At 64.3% G+C, this 17,369-nt stretch carries 18 protein-coding genes; 13 read left to right on the plus strand and 5 right to left on the minus strand.

Annotation, left to right across the window (positions count from 1 at the left end; genetic code table 11):
• Positions 1-489, minus strand: coding sequence for a hypothetical protein (locus tag AC1DZ8_RS06920; RefSeq protein WP_477310504.1), 489 nt, complete (start codon positions 487-489; stop codon positions 1-3).
• Positions 490-565: 76 nt separating this feature from the next.
• Between AC1DZ8_RS06920 and AC1DZ8_RS06925 the strand changes: the two genes are divergently transcribed.
• The 3 genes from AC1DZ8_RS06925 (at position 566) to AC1DZ8_RS06935 (ending at position 4,039) form a co-directional block, all read left to right on the plus strand.
• Positions 566-1,846, plus strand: a complete 1,281-nt coding sequence (locus AC1DZ8_RS06925; RefSeq protein ID WP_477310506.1) for a glutamate-5-semialdehyde dehydrogenase — start codon at positions 566-568, stop codon at positions 1,844-1,846.
• 250 nt (positions 1,847-2,096) lie between these two features.
• Positions 2,097-2,684, plus strand: a complete 588-nt coding sequence (locus tag AC1DZ8_RS06930) for a nicotinate-nucleotide adenylyltransferase (RefSeq protein ID WP_477310002.1) — start codon at positions 2,097-2,099, stop codon at positions 2,682-2,684.
• Positions 2,685-2,758: 74 nt separating this feature from the next.
• Complete coding sequence (locus tag AC1DZ8_RS06935) at positions 2,759-4,039, plus strand: MFS transporter (RefSeq protein ID WP_477309977.1); 1,281 nt, start codon at positions 2,759-2,761, stop codon at positions 4,037-4,039.
• A gap of 12 nt (positions 4,040-4,051) precedes the next feature.
• On the opposite strand, the gene AC1DZ8_RS06940 is transcribed toward AC1DZ8_RS06935, so the two are convergent.
• Positions 4,052-4,906 carry a mechanosensitive ion channel family protein gene (locus AC1DZ8_RS06940; protein ID WP_477309978.1) on the minus strand — a complete coding sequence of 285 codons (855 nt, stop codon included), beginning with the start codon at positions 4,904-4,906 and terminating at the stop codon, positions 4,052-4,054.
• 253 nt (positions 4,907-5,159) lie between these two features.
• Between AC1DZ8_RS06940 and rsfS the strand changes: the two genes are divergently transcribed.
• From rsfS to AC1DZ8_RS06990, 10 genes are all read left to right on the plus strand, one after another.
• Positions 5,160-5,537 (plus strand): ribosome silencing factor, encoded by a 378-nt coding sequence (gene rsfS / locus AC1DZ8_RS06945; protein WP_112559829.1) that lies wholly within the window; start codon positions 5,160-5,162, stop codon positions 5,535-5,537.
• Between the two features lie 62 nt (positions 5,538-5,599).
• The gene (gene rlmH, locus AC1DZ8_RS06950) at positions 5,600-6,082 is read left to right on the plus strand and encodes a 23S rRNA (pseudouridine(1915)-N(3))-methyltransferase RlmH (RefSeq protein ID WP_477309979.1); all 483 of its coding nucleotides are present in this window, start codon (positions 5,600-5,602) and stop codon (positions 6,080-6,082) included.
• A 122-nt stretch (positions 6,083-6,204) separates the two neighbouring features.
• Positions 6,205-7,548, plus strand: a complete 1,344-nt coding sequence (locus tag AC1DZ8_RS06955; protein WP_477309980.1) for a murein hydrolase activator EnvC family protein — start codon at positions 6,205-6,207, stop codon at positions 7,546-7,548.
• Position 7,549: 1 nt separating this feature from the next.
• A complete protein-coding gene (locus tag AC1DZ8_RS06960; protein ID WP_192252503.1) occupies positions 7,550-8,875 on the plus strand; it encodes a S41 family peptidase in 1,326 nt (441 codons plus the stop codon).
• A 183-nt stretch (positions 8,876-9,058) separates the two neighbouring features.
• Positions 9,059-10,237, plus strand: coding sequence for a divergent polysaccharide deacetylase family protein (locus tag AC1DZ8_RS06965; RefSeq protein ID WP_477309981.1), 1,179 nt, complete (start codon positions 9,059-9,061; stop codon positions 10,235-10,237).
• Positions 10,238-10,287: 50 nt separating this feature from the next.
• Positions 10,288-10,803 carry an RNA pyrophosphohydrolase gene (locus tag AC1DZ8_RS06970; RefSeq protein ID WP_477400579.1) on the plus strand — a complete coding sequence of 172 codons (516 nt, stop codon included), beginning with the start codon at positions 10,288-10,290 and terminating at the stop codon, positions 10,801-10,803.
• A gap of 87 nt (positions 10,804-10,890) precedes the next feature.
• Positions 10,891-12,042 (plus strand): alanine racemase, encoded by a 1,152-nt coding sequence (gene alr, locus AC1DZ8_RS06975; protein ID WP_477309983.1) that lies wholly within the window; start codon positions 10,891-10,893, stop codon positions 12,040-12,042.
• Between the two features lie 205 nt (positions 12,043-12,247).
• Positions 12,248-13,504: a D-amino acid dehydrogenase gene (locus AC1DZ8_RS06980; RefSeq protein WP_477309984.1), complete on the plus strand. Its 1,257-nt coding sequence runs from the start codon at positions 12,248-12,250 to the stop codon at positions 13,502-13,504.
• Positions 13,505-13,574: 70 nt separating this feature from the next.
• Complete coding sequence (locus AC1DZ8_RS06985) at positions 13,575-13,856, plus strand: type II toxin-antitoxin system TacA family antitoxin (protein WP_477309985.1); 282 nt, start codon at positions 13,575-13,577, stop codon at positions 13,854-13,856.
• Positions 13,853-14,335, plus strand: a complete 483-nt coding sequence (locus tag AC1DZ8_RS06990) for a GNAT family N-acetyltransferase (protein WP_477309986.1) — start codon at positions 13,853-13,855, stop codon at positions 14,333-14,335. The genes AC1DZ8_RS06985 and AC1DZ8_RS06990 overlap by 4 nt, the downstream gene beginning before the upstream one ends.
• Before the next feature lie 20 nt (positions 14,336-14,355).
• Here AC1DZ8_RS06990 and AC1DZ8_RS06995 read toward each other — a convergent pair whose 3' ends face one another.
• The 3 genes from AC1DZ8_RS06995 to AC1DZ8_RS07005 are packed head-to-tail and all read right to left on the minus strand — an operon-like array spanning position 14,356 to position 16,945.
• A complete protein-coding gene (locus tag AC1DZ8_RS06995; RefSeq protein WP_477309987.1) occupies positions 14,356-14,901 on the minus strand; it encodes a phospholipase D-like domain-containing protein in 546 nt (181 codons plus the stop codon).
• A complete protein-coding gene (locus AC1DZ8_RS07000) occupies positions 14,835-16,508 on the minus strand; it encodes a phospholipase D-like domain-containing protein (protein WP_477400582.1) in 1,674 nt (557 codons plus the stop codon). The genes AC1DZ8_RS06995 and AC1DZ8_RS07000 overlap by 67 nt, the downstream gene beginning before the upstream one ends.
• The gene (locus tag AC1DZ8_RS07005) at positions 16,505-16,945 is read right to left on the minus strand and encodes a hypothetical protein (protein ID WP_477309989.1); all 441 of its coding nucleotides are present in this window, start codon (positions 16,943-16,945) and stop codon (positions 16,505-16,507) included. The genes AC1DZ8_RS07000 and AC1DZ8_RS07005 overlap by 4 nt, the downstream gene beginning before the upstream one ends.
• Between the last annotated feature and the right edge of the window lie 424 nt (positions 16,946-17,369).

Genomic DNA, 17,369 nt, shown 5'->3' on the forward strand with positions numbered 1-17,369 from the left:
CTACTTGTCAGGTGCGGGCGGCCATTTAGGCGGATTGCGGTACCTCTCCTCAACGTCGCGTTGAGTTTTCAGCAACTCGCTACAGCCTCCCATCTCTGCTTCGACGCCAGCCTTGGCTCGTCGATCGACCTCGATTTGAGAAATGTCCTTGTCGTCGCCGGCGACGGCATCGCGAATAAGCCCGTCGGTCGTCGTTATTTTCGCAGGGGTATCGTCCTTCGACCTCTTTTCCACTTCCGCTTCAAGTCGGGCGCGTGGCCCGCATCCATGGAACTCTTCGACAACCACGGCGATCCGAGAGAGCGGCGTCGCCGGCGCGCCGCAATAGCGTTGGGCAAGCGCTAGCTGCACCATCAAACTGTACATAATCATGGCCTTACCGTCCGGGCTCTCGCCGGGCTCGATCTTGTCGTCGCAGTAGTCGGCTGCGCGCAGGGCGGTAGGAGCCAGGATCGCGGCCAATGCAAAGAGGACCATGGCGCTCTTCATGCTGCCTCCAAATTTGCAGCCATTGCCGCGAAGGCCGGCCGCGTGTAAATCCACCAAGCTTCACCGGAGCGGTCAGATGTTGAACAAACACCAAGGCGAAGATGTAGCCAGTTTGATGGCACGGACAGGCCGTAGGGCCCGCGCCGCCGCCCGACCGCTGGCTATCGCCACCACCGCCGCCAAGAACGCCGCGCTTGTCGCCATGGCCGACGCGATCATCGCGCGCCAGCAGGAGATTCTCGACGCCAACGCCATCGATGTCTCGAACGGCCACGAATCCGGGCTCTCCGGCTCGTTCATGGATCGGCTGAAGCTCGATCCGGCGCGCATCCGGGCAATGGCCGACGGTATCCGCGAAATCGCTGCCCTGCGCGATCCAGTGGGCGATGTCATCGCTGCCTGGGAGCGGCCGAACGGCCTGCAGATCGAGCGCGTGCGCACCCCGCTCGGCGTCGTCGGCGTCATTTATGAAAGCCGGCCGAATGTGACGGCGGATGCCGGCGCGCTGTGCCTCAAGGCCGGCAATCCGGTGATCCTGCGCGGTGGCTCGGATTCGCTCAATTCGTCCGCCGCCATCCATGCCTGCCTGGTCGAGGGGCTGAAGGCTGCCGGCCTGCCGGAAGACGCCATCCAGCTGGTGCCGACCACCGACCGCGCCGCTGTCGGCGAGATGCTGAAAGGCCTTTCCGGCAATCTCGACGTCATCATTCCGCGCGGCGGCAAAAGCCTGGTCGGCCGCGTGCAGAGCGAGGCGCGGGTGCCGGTCTTTGCCCATCTCGAAGGCATTTGCCATCTCTATATCGACCGTTCGGCCGATCTCGACATGGCGGTGAAGATCGCCGTCAACGCCAAGATGCGGCGCACCGGCGTCTGCGGCGCTGCTGAGACGCTGTTGGTCGACCGCGCGGTCGCGTCCACGCATCTGGTGCCGATCCTCGACGCGCTGCGCGCCGCCGGTTGCGAGATCCACGCCGATCTCGAAGTGATGAAGCTGTTCTTCGACGCTCAACCTGCAACCGATGCCGACTGGGTGACCGAATATCTAGACGCCATCATTGCGGTGAAGCTGGTCGACGGGATTGCCGGGGCCATCGAGCATATCGAGACGTTCTCCTCGCACCACACCGAGGCGATCGTCGCCGACGATGCCAAAGCGGTCGAGCGCTTCTTCAACGAGATCGATTCGGCGATCCTGCTGCACAATGCCTCGACCCAGTTTGCCGATGGCGGCGAGTTCGGCATGGGCGCCGAAATCGGCATCGCCACCGGCAAGATGCACGCGCGCGGGCCGGTCGGCGTCGAACAGCTGACCTCGTTCAAATACCGTGTGCGCGGGTCGGGACAGGTGAGGCCTTGACGTTTTTCGGCCAAAGGGCCTGAAGCTTGCGCCCAGCCACCCCCCTCTGCCCTGCCGGGCATCTCCCCCTCAAGGGGGGAGATTGGCCGTCATTTCCGATTTCGCCAATCGCCGCCGCTGCAGAATTTCTGCCGTCATTGAAGCTGCCAATCTCCCCCCTTGAGGGGGAGATGTCCGGCAGGACAGAGGGGGGCGCTTGAGCACCATGCTGTCGCCCCTTCAGCCCGCCATCCCCTCCCAATACCTCCGTATGCCGCATGCCGAGAAGGGACTTGCCGTCGGCCTGTTCGGCGGCTCGTTCAACCCGCCGCATGCCGGCCATGCGCTGGTGGCCGAAATCGCGCTGCGCCGCCTGGCGCTCGACCAGCTCTGGTGGATGGTCACCCCGGGCAATCCGTTGAAGAGCACCAGGGAATTGGCGCCGCTCAGCGACCGGCTGCTGCAATCGGAACAGATCGCCAAGAACCCGAAGATCAAGGTGACCGCCTTCGAGGTGGCGCATCATATCCGCTTCACCGCCGACACGCTGGCACTGGTCAAGGCGCGCAATCCCGGCGTCGATTTCGTCTGGATCATGGGCGCCGACTCACTTCGCGATTTCCACCGCTGGCAGCGCTGGCGCCAGATCGTCATGACCTTCCCGATCGCCGTCATCGACCGCCCGGGCGCTACGCTGTCCTTCCTGTCTTCGGTCGTCGCCAAGACCTTCGACTACGCCCGCGTCGACGAGGGCGATGCACCGCGACTAGCCCGCATGAAGGCGCCGGCCTGGACGTTCATTCACGGCCCCCGCTCGTCGCTGTCGTCGAGTGCTATTCGCAGGCAGGCCAAGGGATAACTCCGTAAGGCCAGATCGCCGATGTCGCTTTTACGGCGGTCTTTCGCCACTGGCTGGGCGATGCTGCGCTGGATATGGCCAATCCAGTAAACCAAACCCACATCGACCCGGACCACGGCGCCCCGCCGGCGCCGGTGATCGCGATTGCCAGCGTCGTCGTATCGATGGCGCTGATCGCGGTCGGCAACGGGTTGATGTTCGCCTATATCCCGGTCCGGCTCGGCGTCGAGCGCTTCGACCCGACCTGGGCCGGGCTGATCATCACCGGTCTGTCGGCCGGCGGCCTTGCCGGCTGCATTCTGACCGGGCCGCTGGTGCGGCGCGTCGGGCATGCCCGCGCCTTCATGGTGCTGTCGGCGCTGATTGCGCTCTCCAACGCCGTCATCGGCGCCGGCACCTATCCGCTGCTGTGGATCGCGGCGCGCGCGCTTTACGGCTTTGCCATATGCGGCCTGTTCATTGTCGCCCAGAGCTGGCTCAACGATGCCGTCGCCAACGCCATCAGAGGCCGGGTGATGGCGGTGTTCTACGTCGCCTATGTCGCCGGGCTCGGCGTCGGCTATGCCTTGCTCGCGGCGGTCGATATCGCGACGGCTGAAGCGCCGCTGATCGGCATCGCCTTCACCGCGGTGTCGATCCTGCCGGTCGGGATGACGCGGCTCGCCCAGCCGCCACCGCCCAGGGCGGCTTCGGTGGCGCTTGGCCGCGCCTGGCGGATCTCGCCGGTGGGCGTGGCCGGCATGCTGGCCGTCGGCGGCCTGTCGATGGCGATTTCGGGCTTTGCGCCGATCCATGCCACGGCCAAGGGCTACAGCCAGGCCGATGTGGCGCTGCTCTTGTCGGCCATGCCGGTCGGCACGCTGATCCTGCAGATTCCGCTCGGCTGGATTTCGGACCGCACCGACCGCCGCTACGTGCTTGCGGGTGCTGCAGCGCTCGCGATTGTCGCCGGCCTGCTCGCCATCGGTTTTGACGGTGGTGCGCTGGCCATGCTGGTGGTGATCTATGTGATCTGGGACGGCGCTTCGGAATCGATCTATTCGCTGGCCAGCGCGCATGCCGCCGACCGTGCAGGCAAGGACGACATGGTGGCGCTGTCGAGTTCGCTGCTGTTTGCCTGGTCGCTGGCGGGCTTCATCGTGCCGGGCATCGTGACGGCCCTGTCGGCCGTCTATGGCACGCAGGCCTTCATCTATGTGGCGATCGTCATCGCCACCGTCTTTTGCCTTTTCGTGCTGTGGCGGGTGGCGACGACGCGCGCCGTTCCCGCCACGGAGACCGGCAGTTTCGCGCCGATGTCGGCGCAGGCGCCGCTGCCGGTGGAACTCGCCTACGCGCCGGAAGAGCAGCGCTAGAGCAATCGAGACCTACTGCCTCGTGGCGGCAGCCTCCTGCCGCGCTTCCGGTGGCGGCGCCGGGACCGAGATGGCCTCTGCGTCGAAGGCTTGCTTGACGCGCTTGGTGAGATCGATCTGGGTGGCAAAGAACTCCGCCGCCGACGTCCAGTAGCGCAAGGTGATGGCGACGGTGGCGTCGCCGACGGTGGCGACGAAGGCGATCGGCGCCGGCTCACGTTTGATGCGGCGCTCGCCAGCGGCAACGCCCAGCATCGTTTTTTGCGCTAGGTCGATGTCGTTCCACGAGCCGATGGTCAGCGTGATGTCGGTGCGACGCACGCCGTTGCGGGTGAAATTGCGCACCGGCTGGTTCCACAGCGTCGAATTGGGCGCCAGCACGTAGACGCCGTCCGTCGTGCGCAGCTTGGTGGCGAACAGGCCGATTTCCTCGATGGTTCCGGCAATGGCGCCGACCTCGACATATTCGCCGATGCGGAATGGCCTGAGCGCCAGAAGCATGATGCCGGCGGCGATGTTCTGCAGCGTGCCTTGCAGCGCCAGGCCGATGGCGAGGCCGATCGCGCCGATGGCGGCGATGATCGAGGCCGTCTGCACGCCGAACTGGCCGAGCACCATGATGACGACCAGAATCAGGATGGCGTAGCGGACGATCTTCGAAAAGAAATGCCGCAGCGTCGCGTCGAAGCCATGGATATGGCCGAGCCCGCTAAAGATTGCGCGTTCGGCGAGGCCGGCCACGATGTAGCCGACGACCAGCAGGATGACGGCGCCGATGGCGGAAAAGGAATAGGAAACGATCAGCGTGCTGAGTTGCGCAAGCCCGGCCTGCACGGTGAGAAGCGTGTTCTGGGGGTCGATAGGCATCAGGAAAATCCGGTTTGGGGGATGGGGCGATAACGTGTCGATAACCGTGGCGGACGCCATCGGTTCCGATTTTTTTGAAGCCCGGCGGAACCGGAACGTTGGCGCTACGTTCGCGCTCGCAGAGCCTGCGTCTTGAAACTGCAACGGAACTCTGCCTATCTATGGGGTGTCACCTGATTTCATGGGTGATTTGGTTGTTCTTGCTGCGAAAGGAAATACACTGAGAACAGCACTGCGGAAGAAGGCCGACATCGTGCCTTCGCCGGCCAGGATCAGCGTAGACGACGCCGTATCCCGCGCCATCAAGACAGTCCTTGCCAGTCTGGAAGACTCCAAGGCCGAAAATATTGTCTCAATCGACATTCAGGGGAAATCGAGCCTCGGCGACTACATGGTTGTCGCATCGGGCCGATCGCACCGTCATGTCTCGGCTGTCGCCGACCATCTCCTCAAGGCGCTCAAGGATGCCGGTCTCGGCATGGCGCGCGTCGAGGGATTGTCCGGCGCCGACTGGGTCCTGATCGATTCGGGCGATATCATCGTCCATGTCTTCCGCCCCGAAGTCCGCGAATTCTACAATCTTGAAAAGATGTGGCAGGCGCCGGATCTCGAGGAAGAGACCTTGCACTGAGCTCCGTCTCATGTCGTAACCGTCGTGGGTGCGACATGGGCTGAAAGCTCGGCGAGGCACGGATGAAGATATCAGTTCATGCCGTGGGCCGGATGAAGACCGGCCCCGAGAGAGAGTTGGCCGACCGCTATTTCGAGCGTTTCGGCAAAAGCGGCCCGGCGATCGGGCTCGAATTCTCCGGTATTTCTGAGATCGCCGAAGGCCGCTCCCAGAACGCCAATGAGCGTCGCCGCGAGGAAGGCCAGAAGCTGCAGGCGCAGCTACAGCCGGGCACGGCGCTGTTTCTGCTCGACGAACGCGGCAAGAACCTGACCTCGGACGATCTAGCCAGCCGCATCGGCCAGTTGCGCGACGGCGGCCGCAAAGCGCTCGTGATCGCCATTGGCGGCGCCGACGGGAACGACCAATCGGTTCGCGACCAGGCCGATCTGGTGCTGTCGTTCGGTGCGGCGACCTGGCCACATCAGTTGGTGCGCGTCATGCTGGGCGAGCAGCTTTACCGGGCGGCGACGATTCTCTCGGGACATCCCTATCATCGTTCTTAAAGCAGTGGGTTGAGGTCAATCGTACGGATTTCCGCCTCAATACGCGGCTGTTTTGTGCTAGGCTTCGGTTTCGATCATGGTTGATGGTTCGTTAACGAAGCCACGCATAGAGTCGGGCTTCAATGGCTGACAGCAAGACATCAGGAACGGGCTTCGGGGGCGCGCGCTACGGCATCGCTGCAGCGGTGATTTTGCTGTCGCTTGGGCTTGCGCGGGCCGAAAACACGCTCGACGTGGCGCCCGACCCCGATCAGAGCCGGGCTGAATATGAAAAGATTTCGGCCGAGATCACGCTGTCATCCGAACGGCTGGCCAAGCTCGCCGCAGACATTGCGGCGGTCAAGAAGGACCATGCCTCGATTACCGCGGCGCTGATCCAGTCGGCGATGACCGAGCAGAAGCTCGGCCAGGATATCGAGGATATCGGCGCCAGGCTCGAAGGGCTGAAGGGCGAGGAGCAGAAGATCCGCGTCTCGCTGGCGGCGCGGCGCGACGTGCTGGCCGAGGTGCTGGGCGCGTTGCAGCGCATGGGGCTCAATCCGCCGCCGGCGATCCTGGTCAAGCCGGAAGACGCGCTGTCGTCGGTGCGCAGCGCCATCCTGCTCGGCGCCGTGGTGCCGGAACTGCGCCAGCAGACCGACAAATTGCTTGCCGATCTCAAGGAACAGACACGGGTGACGGCCTCGATCGAGGCCGAGCGGACCCGGCTGACGGCGGCGGTCGGCGAGCAGACGGCCGAGAAGAAACGCCTCTCCATGCTGCTCGAGGCCAAGCAGAAGCTCGAGGCGGACACCTGGACCGCGATGGTGGCGGAAAAGCAGCGATCCCAGGCGCTTGCGGCCAAGGCCGGCAGCCTGAAGGAGCTGATCGCTTCGCTCGAGGCCGACAAGAGCCGCAAGGCGGCGGATGCGGCCAAGGCCGGCGAGCAGAAGGCGGCCGACGGCGACAAGCCGGACGCGGACACAACCGCGTCGACCGAGCTCGCCTCTTTGCCGGTGCCGGAAGGCAACCGCCTCACCGCCTCGGCGCCGTTTTCGGCGCTTCAGGGTCAGGTTTCGCTGCCGGTCACCGGCAAGATCAAGCGCCGTTTCGGGGCCGATGACGGTAACGGCGCGGTGATGCTTGGCGACATGGTTGCGACACAATCGGGAGCCATCGTCACGGCACCGGCGGATGGAAATGTGCTTTATGCGGGGCCTTTTCGCTCCTATGGTCAACTCTTGATCCTCAATGCGGGAGACGGCTATCATGTCGTCCTGGCGGGGATGAGCAGAATCAGCGTCGCGTCTGGCCAGTCGGTGCTCGCAGGAGAGCCGGTCGGCGCGATGGGAGAGGCCCGGGTGGCAAGCACCTCGGCCTCGAAGAATGAAAATGCCACGCCGGAACTCTACGTCGAGTTCCGCAAGGATGGAAAACCCGTCGATCCGACCCCATGGTGGGCGGACCGCTTCTCTGGAAGGACGTGAAATGATGCGGAAACTGTCGCTTCTTATTGCCGGTGCGCTGATGGGCGCGTCAGCGATGAGCCTGGTCTATGGCGCGCCCGGCTCGACGGCGAACGCTGCAGGCTCCGAAACCTACAAGCAACTGGCAATCTTCGGCGATATCTTCGAGCGCGTGCGGGCGCAGTATGTGACGCCGCCGGACGACAAGTCGCTGGTCGAAAACGCCATCAACGGCATGCTTGCCTCGCTCGATCCGCACTCCTCCTACATGAATGCCGAGCAGGCGCAGGACATGCGCGTGCAGACCAAGGGTGAGTTCGGCGGCCTCGGCATCGAGGTCACCATGGAGAACGACCTGGTCAAGGTGATCACGCCGATCGACGACACCCCGGCCGCCAAGGCAGGCGTGCTGGCCGGCGACTATATCGCCAAGATCGACGGCGAAGAGGTTCGCGGCCTGACGCTGAACGACGCGGTCGAGAAGATGCGCGGCCTGGTCAACACGCCGATCAAGCTCACCATCCTGCGCCAGGGCGCCGACAAGCCGATCGAACTGACCGTCGTGCGCGACATCATCAAGGTCAAGGCGGTCAAGTTTCGGGTCGAGAACGACATCGGCTACATGAAGATCACCTCCTTCACCGAAAAGACCTATGACGACCTCGAGAACGCCATCGACACCATCAAGAAGCAGGTGCCCAACGACAAGCTCAAGGGCTATGTGCTCGATCTGCGCCTCAACCCGGGCGGCCTGCTCGACCAGGCGGTGAGCGTGTCCGACGCCTTCCTCGACCGTGGCGAGATCGTCTCGACCCGCGGCCGCGACCCGAAGGATGTCACCCGCTTCGACGCCAAGGCGGGCGACGACATCGGCGCCAAGCCGCTGATCGTGCTGGTCAATGGCGGTTCGGCCAGTGCTTCGGAAATCGTTGCCGGCGCGCTGCAGGACCTGCGCCGCGCCACGGTGGTCGGCACGCAGTCCTTCGGCAAGGGCTCGGTGCAGACCATCATCCCGCTTGGCGAGAATGGCGCGCTGCGCCTGACGACGGCGCTCTATTACACGCCGTCCGGCAAGTCGATCCAGGGCAAGGGCATTACGCCCGATATCAAGGTCGACCAGCCGCTGCCGCCCGAACTGCAGGGTAGGGACCTGACCCGCGGCGAATCGGACCTCAAGGGCCACATCAAGGGCGCCGACGAGAGCGATACCGGTTCGGGCTCGGCAGCCTATGTGCCACCGGATCCGAAGGATGATCTGCAGCTCATCTACGCCGAACAGCTGCTGCGTGGCCAGAAGACCGATCCGGCGTTCCCGCCGAATCCGGAGAAGGCCGTGCTCAACCAGTAAGTCGACCGGCGGCTCTGGCTGCCCGATCGAAGCAATGCAATGCTGCCGGGACCGCGAGGTTCCGGCAGTTTGATTCGGGGGGGGCGGGTGGACGACGTGCCCCCAAAAGGCGCCGGGGACGCGCCGTCAGTTTGGATCTGCGCATGGCGAAGGTTTCGCGGATCATGCGCCCGGGGATGCGGCTTGGCTGACATCGGCAAAGACATAGAACGCCCGCTCGGACAGACCGTCCGGCCGCGCGCTGCGTCGCGCGGGTTGAGCGCCCGTGCTGTCGCGACGACACTGGTCGTGCTGGCCGCGCTCGGCATCTCCGGCGCGATCGCGCTGCGCGAAAAGCCGTTTCGCAAGCTCGAACAGGTGGTGGTCTCGACGCCGAAGGTGACGGCGGCAGCGGAGCCTGCCGCGGCGGCGCCAACTCCCGCGCCCGCGGCGCCGAAGCCGGAAACGCCGCCCAAGGCAGCCGGGCCGCAGATCATTCATGTGCAGACCCAGGAGGGCGACGGCCCACCAAATGCAGCCATCGTCATCCAGGACCCGTCGACGATCGGTCAGAATCTGAAGGTCGCGCATATTCCCGACAAGGCGCTGATCGAGGCCAGCGACACCGGCCCGCTGCCGGTCCGCGCCGCTGACGGCCGGCGGCCTTTCGATGTTTATGCCAGGCCGTGGTCAGGCTCACGCGGCGCCCGCGTGGCAATCGTCATCGGTGGGCTTGCAGTGTCGCAGACCGGCACGCAGGCGGCGATCGCCAAGCTGCCGGCGGAAGTTACCTTGGCCTTCGCCCCGCAAGGCAACAGCATCGGCCGCTGGATGCAGGCGGCAAGGCAGAGCGGGCATGAGGTTGTCATGCAGGTGCCGCTCGAACCGTTCGACTACCCCAACGTCAATCCCGGCCGCAACACGCTGACGGTGGCGGCAAGCCCTGACGAGAACCTGAAGAGCCTGCGCTGGGCGCTGTCGCGGACCACCAACTATACCGGCGTCATGAACTACATGGGAGCGCGCTTCTCCGCCGACGCCACCGCAATGGGACCGTTCATGGCTGAACTCGGCAAGCGCGGCCTTGCCTATATCGATGACGGCTCGTCGGCGCGCAGCCTGGCGCCGGACCTGGCCCTGAAGGACGGCGTGCCGTTTGTCGCCGGCGATATGGCGATCGATGCCGTGCAGGATCGCGGCGCCATCCTGAAAAAGCTCGATGCGCTGGAAGCCACCGCGCGCGCCAAAGGTTCCGCCGTCGGCATCGGCTCGGCCTTCGATCTCACCGTCGATACCCTCACCTCCTGGATCGCGGAGGCGAAGAAGCGCGGCATCGAAATCGTGCCGATCTCGGCCGTGGCCATCGACCCGCAAAAGAATTAGCGCTATCTGCCGCACCGGCGCGAACTCTGGAAAACGGCTGGACCTGACAGATGGCTAAAAAGATCGATCCCGAAACGCTGCCCTATCGCCCCTGCGTCGGACTGATGATCCTCAACGGCGACGGGCTGGTCTGGGTCGGCCATCGCATCGCCGAACCGGACAGCGAATTCGCCGGCACAAAGCAGCTCTGGCAGATGCCGCAAGGCGGCATCGACAAGGGCGAGGAGCCGCTGCAGGCGGCTGGGCGCGAGCTCTACGAAGAGACCGGCATGCGCTCGGTCACACTGCTGGCGGAAGCGCCGCACTGGATCAATTACGATCTGCCGCCCGATCTCGTCGGCATCGCCTTCAAGGGACGTTATCGCGGCCAGACGCAGAAGTGGTTCGCCTACCGCTTTCACGGCGAGACCAGCGAGATCCAGATCAATCCGCCACCCGGCGGCCATACCGCCGAATTCGATGAATGGGCCTGGCGGCCGATGCAGGACCTGCCCGACCTGATCGTGCCGTTCAAGCGCAAGGTCTATGAAGACGTGGTGGCAGCGTTCCGGCATCTGGCGGCGTAGAGCTGCCGCCGGCGGCGAGTGCAGCGGCCATGGTTGCCGCGTCGGCGCGGCGGCCCTATTGATGGTTTGATGCAACAAGGGGCCGGCATGAGCAACGCCGCCGAAGGGTCTTTCCCCGAACCTGTCGACACTGCCGGCGAGCCGGTCAGCGAAGCGGCGGCTGGCGCGATTCTAACCATCGACCTTGGCGCCATCAGGGAAAACTACCGGCGATTGAAGGCGCAACTGGGCGGCGTGCGGTGCGCCGGTGTCGTCAAGGCCGACGGTTATGGTCTGGGCGCGGCGTCGGTCGCACGGGCGCTGACGGCCGAAGGCTGCACGATCTTCTTCGTCGCGCTTCTGGCCGAGGGTCTGGCGCTGCGCAAGGCTCTCGGACCCCAACCAGTGGTGCATGTCCTCAACGGCCTGCCGCCCGGTTCGGAACCAGAAGCGGTTGCGGCGGACCTTGTTCCCGTCATCAATAGCGCTGGCCAGCTCAAAGCCTGGGGTGAAGCCGCCCATGCAGCCGGACGCAAGCTGCCGGCCGCGATCCAGGTCGACAGCGGCATGTCGCGGCTCGGCATGGCACGTGCGGAAGTGGAAGCGATTGCTGCTGATCCGCATGCCTTCAACGGCATTGCCGTTACCTTCGTCATGAGTCATCTCGCTTGCGCCGACGAGCCGGAGCATCCGGCCAACGAGCGGCAATGGCTGGTCTTCGAACGGCTGCGCAAGATGCTGCCCGAGGCTCCCGCCTCGCTCGCCAATTCCTCCGGCATTTTCCTCGGGCCGGCCTTTCATTTCGACCTCGCCCGCCCGGGAGCCGCGCTCTACGGGATCAACCCGATGCCGGGCGAACCGAACCCGATGCTGCCGGTGGTGCGGCTGCAGGCCAAGGTCGTGCAGACGCGCAGCCTCGAAAGCGGGGCGGGCGTCGGCTATGGCCACGCGTTTCGCACCAGCGGTCCGTTGCGGGCGGCGACGATCTCGCTCGGCTATGCCGATGGCTGGCACCGGCGCGCCGCGTCGGCCGCCTGGTTCGAAGGTGTCAGGCTGCCCTTTGTCGGCCGGGTGTCAATGGATTCGATCATCCTCGACATTTCGGCGCTGCCGGCCGGCCGGCTGCTCGAAGGCGACCTTGTCGAACTGCTGGGTCCCTCACAAAGCGTCGATGACGCCGCCGGCCATGCCGGCACCATCGGCTATGAAATCCTGACCAGCCTCGGCCCCCGCTTCCACCGCCGCTATGTCAACGGCTAGAGCAATTCCAGGAAAAGTGTGAGCGGTTTTCCCGGGAAAAGCGCGTAGCGCTTTCCCTTGGGAATTGCATCAAAGCAAAGAGATAGAGCGGTACGCCGTTTCCGCAAAACGGCGAAACGCTCTAGACGCGCCCCCTTGGCGGACGCTGTAAAATCCGGCAGACATGACGTGGCGGCCTCTGGCAGACGTCGTGGAGAGTGATGCGATGAAGATCTTCGTGTTGGGCGGCGGCGTTATCGGGGTCACCACCGCCTATTATCTCGCTGAGGCCGGCCACGAGGTCACGGTGTTCGATCGCCAGAAGGGGCCGGCGCTGGAAACCAGCTTCGCCAATGCCGGCGAGGTGTCGCCCGGCTATGCCTCGCCCTGGGCCGGTCCCGGCATTCCGCTGAAAGCAATCAAATGGCTGTTGATGAAGCATGGCCCGCTTGTGGTGCGGCCGGCCTTCGATCCGCATATGTGGACGTGGCTCATCAAGATGCTGCGCAATTGCACGGCCGATCGCTACGCCATCAACAAGGCGCGCATGGTGCCGCTCGCCGAATACAGCCGCGACACGCTGAAGGCGCTGCGCGAGGCGACCGGAATCTCCTATGACGAGCGCACCAAAGGCACGCTGCAGCTGTTTCGCACGCAAAAGCAGCTCGACGGCACCGGCGGCGATGTCGAGGTGCTGAAGAAATACGGCGTGCCCTACGAGTTGCTCGATCCCGAAGGCTGCGTCGCCGCCGAGCCGGCGCTGGCCGGCGTCAGGGAGAAATTTGTCGGTGGGCTGAGATTGCCCGGCGACGAAACCGGCGACTGCAAGATGTTCACCGACAGATTGGCCGAGCTGTGCGTGGCGCGCGGCGTCACGTTCGAATACGGCACGCAGATCAGGCGCTTCACCAAGAACCGCAATCGCATCGTCAGCTTCGGCACCGACCAGCGCTCGCGCGCGGCCGACGCCTATGTGCTGGCGTTGGGCAGCTACTCGGCGCGCTTCATGCGACTGCTCAGGCGTCCGATCCCGGTCTATCCGGTCAAGGGCTATTCGATCACCGTGCCGATCAAGAATGCCGCGGGTGCACCGGAATCGACGGTGATGGACGAAACCTACAAGGTGGCGATCACCCGGCTCGGCGACCGCATCCGCGTCGGCGGCACGGCGGAGATTTCGGGCTTCGATCTCAGGCTGCACGAATCGCGCCGGCGCACGCTCGAGCATTCGGTCGGCGATCTGTTCCCGGATGGCGGCGATCTCAAGGCGGCGTCTTTCTGGTGCGGGCTGCGGCCGATGACGCCGGACGGGCCACCGCTGATCGGCCGCACCGAGTTCTCCAACCTCTATCTCAACACCGGCCACGGCACGCTCGGTTGGACCATGGCCTGCGGCTCGGCCAAGGTGCTGTCCGACATCATCTCCAGCAAAGTGCCCGACATCGATGTGCGCGAACTGGGGCCGGAGCGGTATTTGCGGTAGAGATCGGGCAAGCGAAAAGATACACATTGTGTATGCACTTGTGCTAGGATGGTGAGACGAGGAACCCATCATGGCCACAAAGACCCCCGAGACTCACGCCAAGCCCGTTAATCTGCGCATCCGTGAAGACATCCGCAATCTGATTGACCGGGCTGCGAAGCTGCGCGGCAAGACCCGTTCGGACTTCATGATCGACGCGGCATACCGCGCCGCAGAGGACACTTTGCTTGATCAGGCGCTCGTCAAGGTCGACGCCGACAGCTATCGGCACTATCTGGCCATTCTGGACCGCCCCCCAAGCGGGGAAGGCTTTGACCGGCTGATGAACGCTCCGAAGCCTTGGCAGAAATGACGCTGTCGGCGCCAACATTGCTGACTGAAGCGCACGATCTCGAACGCTTTCAAAGTGGTACGGACAGCCTCGATCAATGGCTTCGCCGACGGGCGCGCGCCAATCAGGTCAGCGGGGCGTCCCGAACCTATGTTGTGGCGCTGGAGGGGCGTGTTGTCGGATACTATTGCCTTTCCTCCGGCGGACTAGATCTCGCCGACGCGCCGGGATCCATCCGGCGCAATATGCCCGATCCAATACCGGTTGCGATGCTTGGTCGTCTCGCCGTCGATCACCGCTGGCAAGGCAAGGGTCTTGGCGCCGCGCTCCTGCAAGATGCCGCCTTGCGTGCGGCCCAGGCGGCGGCAATTCTCGGGATTCGGGGCCTTCTGGTTCACGCCATATCCAAAGAAGCGAAGGCCTTCTATGAACATTACGGGTTTGCTGCCTCCCCCAACAATCCGATGACGCTCGTTCTTTCACTGAAAGCTTCGACGTAGAGGCCGGACGTTTCCCCGGTCTAGAACGCCTCCTTCACCCAGCCCTTCGAGAACAGCAAGCGGTAGGCCCAGGGTATCGTCACCTTGGTCGACACCGGGTTCGAATGGGCGACATAGTCGTCATAGACCGGCTGCATCCTGGCGTAGAAGGCGGGGTCGAGCACCGTCATGCCGTTCTCCAGGTCGTGGAAGAAGCTGCGGTTGTTGAGGTTGACCGACGAGATCGTCACCAGCCTTTCGTCGATCATCATGATCTTGGAATGCAGCACGACATCGGGCGCCTTGAACTCGCGGATGTTGATGCGGTCGCCATATTTCTCGACGAACAGCTTGTTGAGCGCGGTCAGCAACTTGCCGCCAATATCGCCCTTGAGGTCGACGCGGCCGACAATGTCGATCCTGACACCGCGCCCCAGCGCTCTTTCTATGGCCAGGCTGAGCTTCGGGGTCAGATTGAGGTAGGGATTGACGATCTCGATATGATGCTCTGCGGTGTCGATCAGCTCGACGAAATAGGTCTCCAGCGCGTGGTTGTCCTCATAGGGCACGGAGATGAAATGGCGCACCGTGCCTGACGGACGCCGGCCGTCGTGCGCACCGGAATGGAGAAGGGCCTGATAATGTTGGTGTCGGCGTCGCGCAGCCACAAGGTCGAGAGATGCGCGGCAAGCGTCTCGACCGTGGCCGGATCGGCGAACTCGATGTCGAAATCGCTCCAGTTCGAATAGTAGTTCAGCGAGAGACCGTCGGTCTTGCCGTATTGCTCCAGGTTCGGATAGCGCGACAGGTCGATCGGCTTGTGGAACAGGAACCCGTCATGGATGTTGCGGCCGCCGATGATGACGCGCGAGCGGGCGGGATTTTCGGCCAGCGTCGCCAGCATCTTGACGTGGTGGGTCTTGTGCAGCTGCGAAAGCTGCTCGTCGATCAGCGCGCCATGGTCGGCCCGCCAGCGATATTCCTGCAGCTCGACATTGGGGTAGTCGGCGGCCAGCCGGTGCAGCAGCGCGTCGTCCTTATCGCGCTCCAGCACGTCGGTCACCATGATGCGCACCTTGGCGCCGAGGGCGGCGTGGTGGCGGATCAGCCGTTCGAGGATGCGGCCGGAAAAGTCGGCCTTGAACTCCAGCGACGACAGATAGATCAGCTTGAGTTTCGGCGCGCGCGAGAAATCGAGCGGCAGTTCGGGATCAGCCTTGTCGAAGGCGCTGTCGGGCAGGGGCGCGCCGAGCAGCGCCTCGACCTTGGCATTGAAGCCGTCGCGCGATTTGCGCAACAGGCGCGGTGACCCTAGCGGCAGTGAGCAGGTCTGCGACAGCCAGCGGCCGGCATAAAAGGTGCGGTCGAGTTCCTCCAGCCCGGAGGGATCGGGAACCGGACAGCGTTCGTAGCGGCTGTCGAGCGCGGCAATCGCTGGATAGGCGACCTCTTCGCGCAGGATAGTGAGCTGCGTTCCCGCCGCCGCCAGGCTGGAGCTGAGCTTGAGATCGCAGCGGTTCAGACCATCGCTTGGGAACAGGCTAGCGGTTTGCCCGGCCGACAGGCGGAGCCGGAAGGCAGCGCCGGTCTCCACGCTGCGGGAAACACCGCCGGCGCGGATTGCCAGCGCGCCGTCGCAGGCGCCCGCCAGTTCGACCGGCTGCCGGCCCGACTGGCGCAGCACGATCTCGACCGAGCGTGCCTGCAGGCCGGAAAAGCTGAACGTCTTTGGCGCGGAAGGCCGCGCGGCGGCGTCGATATAGAGCGACTGGCGCGACACCCGCCAGCGACCGTCGAAATGACCCTCGCCAGCTGTACCGCTCGCCGCCGGCATCTGTTCGGCGCCAACCGGCTTTGCCAGTCGTTCCAGCGTCCGATAGGTGGCCTGGAAATCGCTGTTGGCGATGGCATGGCGGTCATGGCCGAACGGACCGGTACCGTTCGCCCTGTCGATGGCGCCGATCTGGCTGTGGGCGAGCAGCGCCAGGAATTGACTTTCGTAGTCGCTGGTGCTGGCATCGCCGAAAAACTGGGCGGCGGCGGTCCGCGGCCCCGGCGTGGCAGCCGATAGCGACAGCCGCTCGCAATCCGTCGCGCCGGGGAAAAAATCGCAGCTGTGTTTGAGCGGACCGGCGCAGGCGGCGAGGGCTGCGAGCGCCAGCCCGGCGATCGCCAGGCAAATGGCGCGATTCATCCGGTCGCCCTGTTCATTGTCTTCAGCTCGGCCGGGTCGCGCGGCGGCAGGAAGCCTTGCGGAAAGACCTTGCAGACGGGAAGCGCGAAGGTGGCGATCAAAAGCTCGGCCTCGCCGCGCATCTTTTTCGGCGCCGTCCTGTCGTCGCGGATCGCCTTTGCCGAGGCGACGAGAGCGCCGTCGCAGTCGCAATGATTATGGCGCGCGATGTAGCAGGCGTCATGGGTCTGGCAGGCGCTGTCGAGGCGATTGACAGGGCGGGCCGAGAGGTCACCCGTGCGGGTGCCGGGGCCGCAGTAATTGCCGAAGACGAAAGGCGACGGGCGAGCCATTGCGATGCGGACCGGCTTAGGCAGTTCGGCTTCCGGAACCTTAGTCCACGGGTTGGCGCAGGCGGAGAGCCAGACCAGCGTCAGGATGGCAAGAACGGCTCGCATTGTTGTCGTGCCAGCTTTCTGAAGGATTTCGCCAACCGGCGGCCTACTCGAGGCCAGAAATTGCATGCCTGATGCCACACTGGCGGGTTTTGTGGCAAGGGAAAGGCGGCGTTGCACGGCTTGGCCATGTTATTGTGATGCGTGGCATGGTCCGCCCGAAGGCGAACCGTAAGGCACTGAGGGGAAAAAACGGCGATGCGGAATCACCTTTTTGTGGCGGCTATTGGATTTCTGTCATGCGCTGCCCAGGCCAATGCCGCCGACAAAACAGTTCATGACCGGGGCAACGGGTTTTCACTGACCTTTCCCGGGGGAGTGGATAAACGAGCCGCCGTCCGACAAGGAGATATTGCTTACTATAAACTCCGGCGAGCGCGGTCTTACCTGCATGGTATCGGGTTCGCTTTACAATCCAGTCGGACCA

The sequence above is a fragment of the Mesorhizobium sp. P2_F7 genome, from assembly GCF_056403695.1.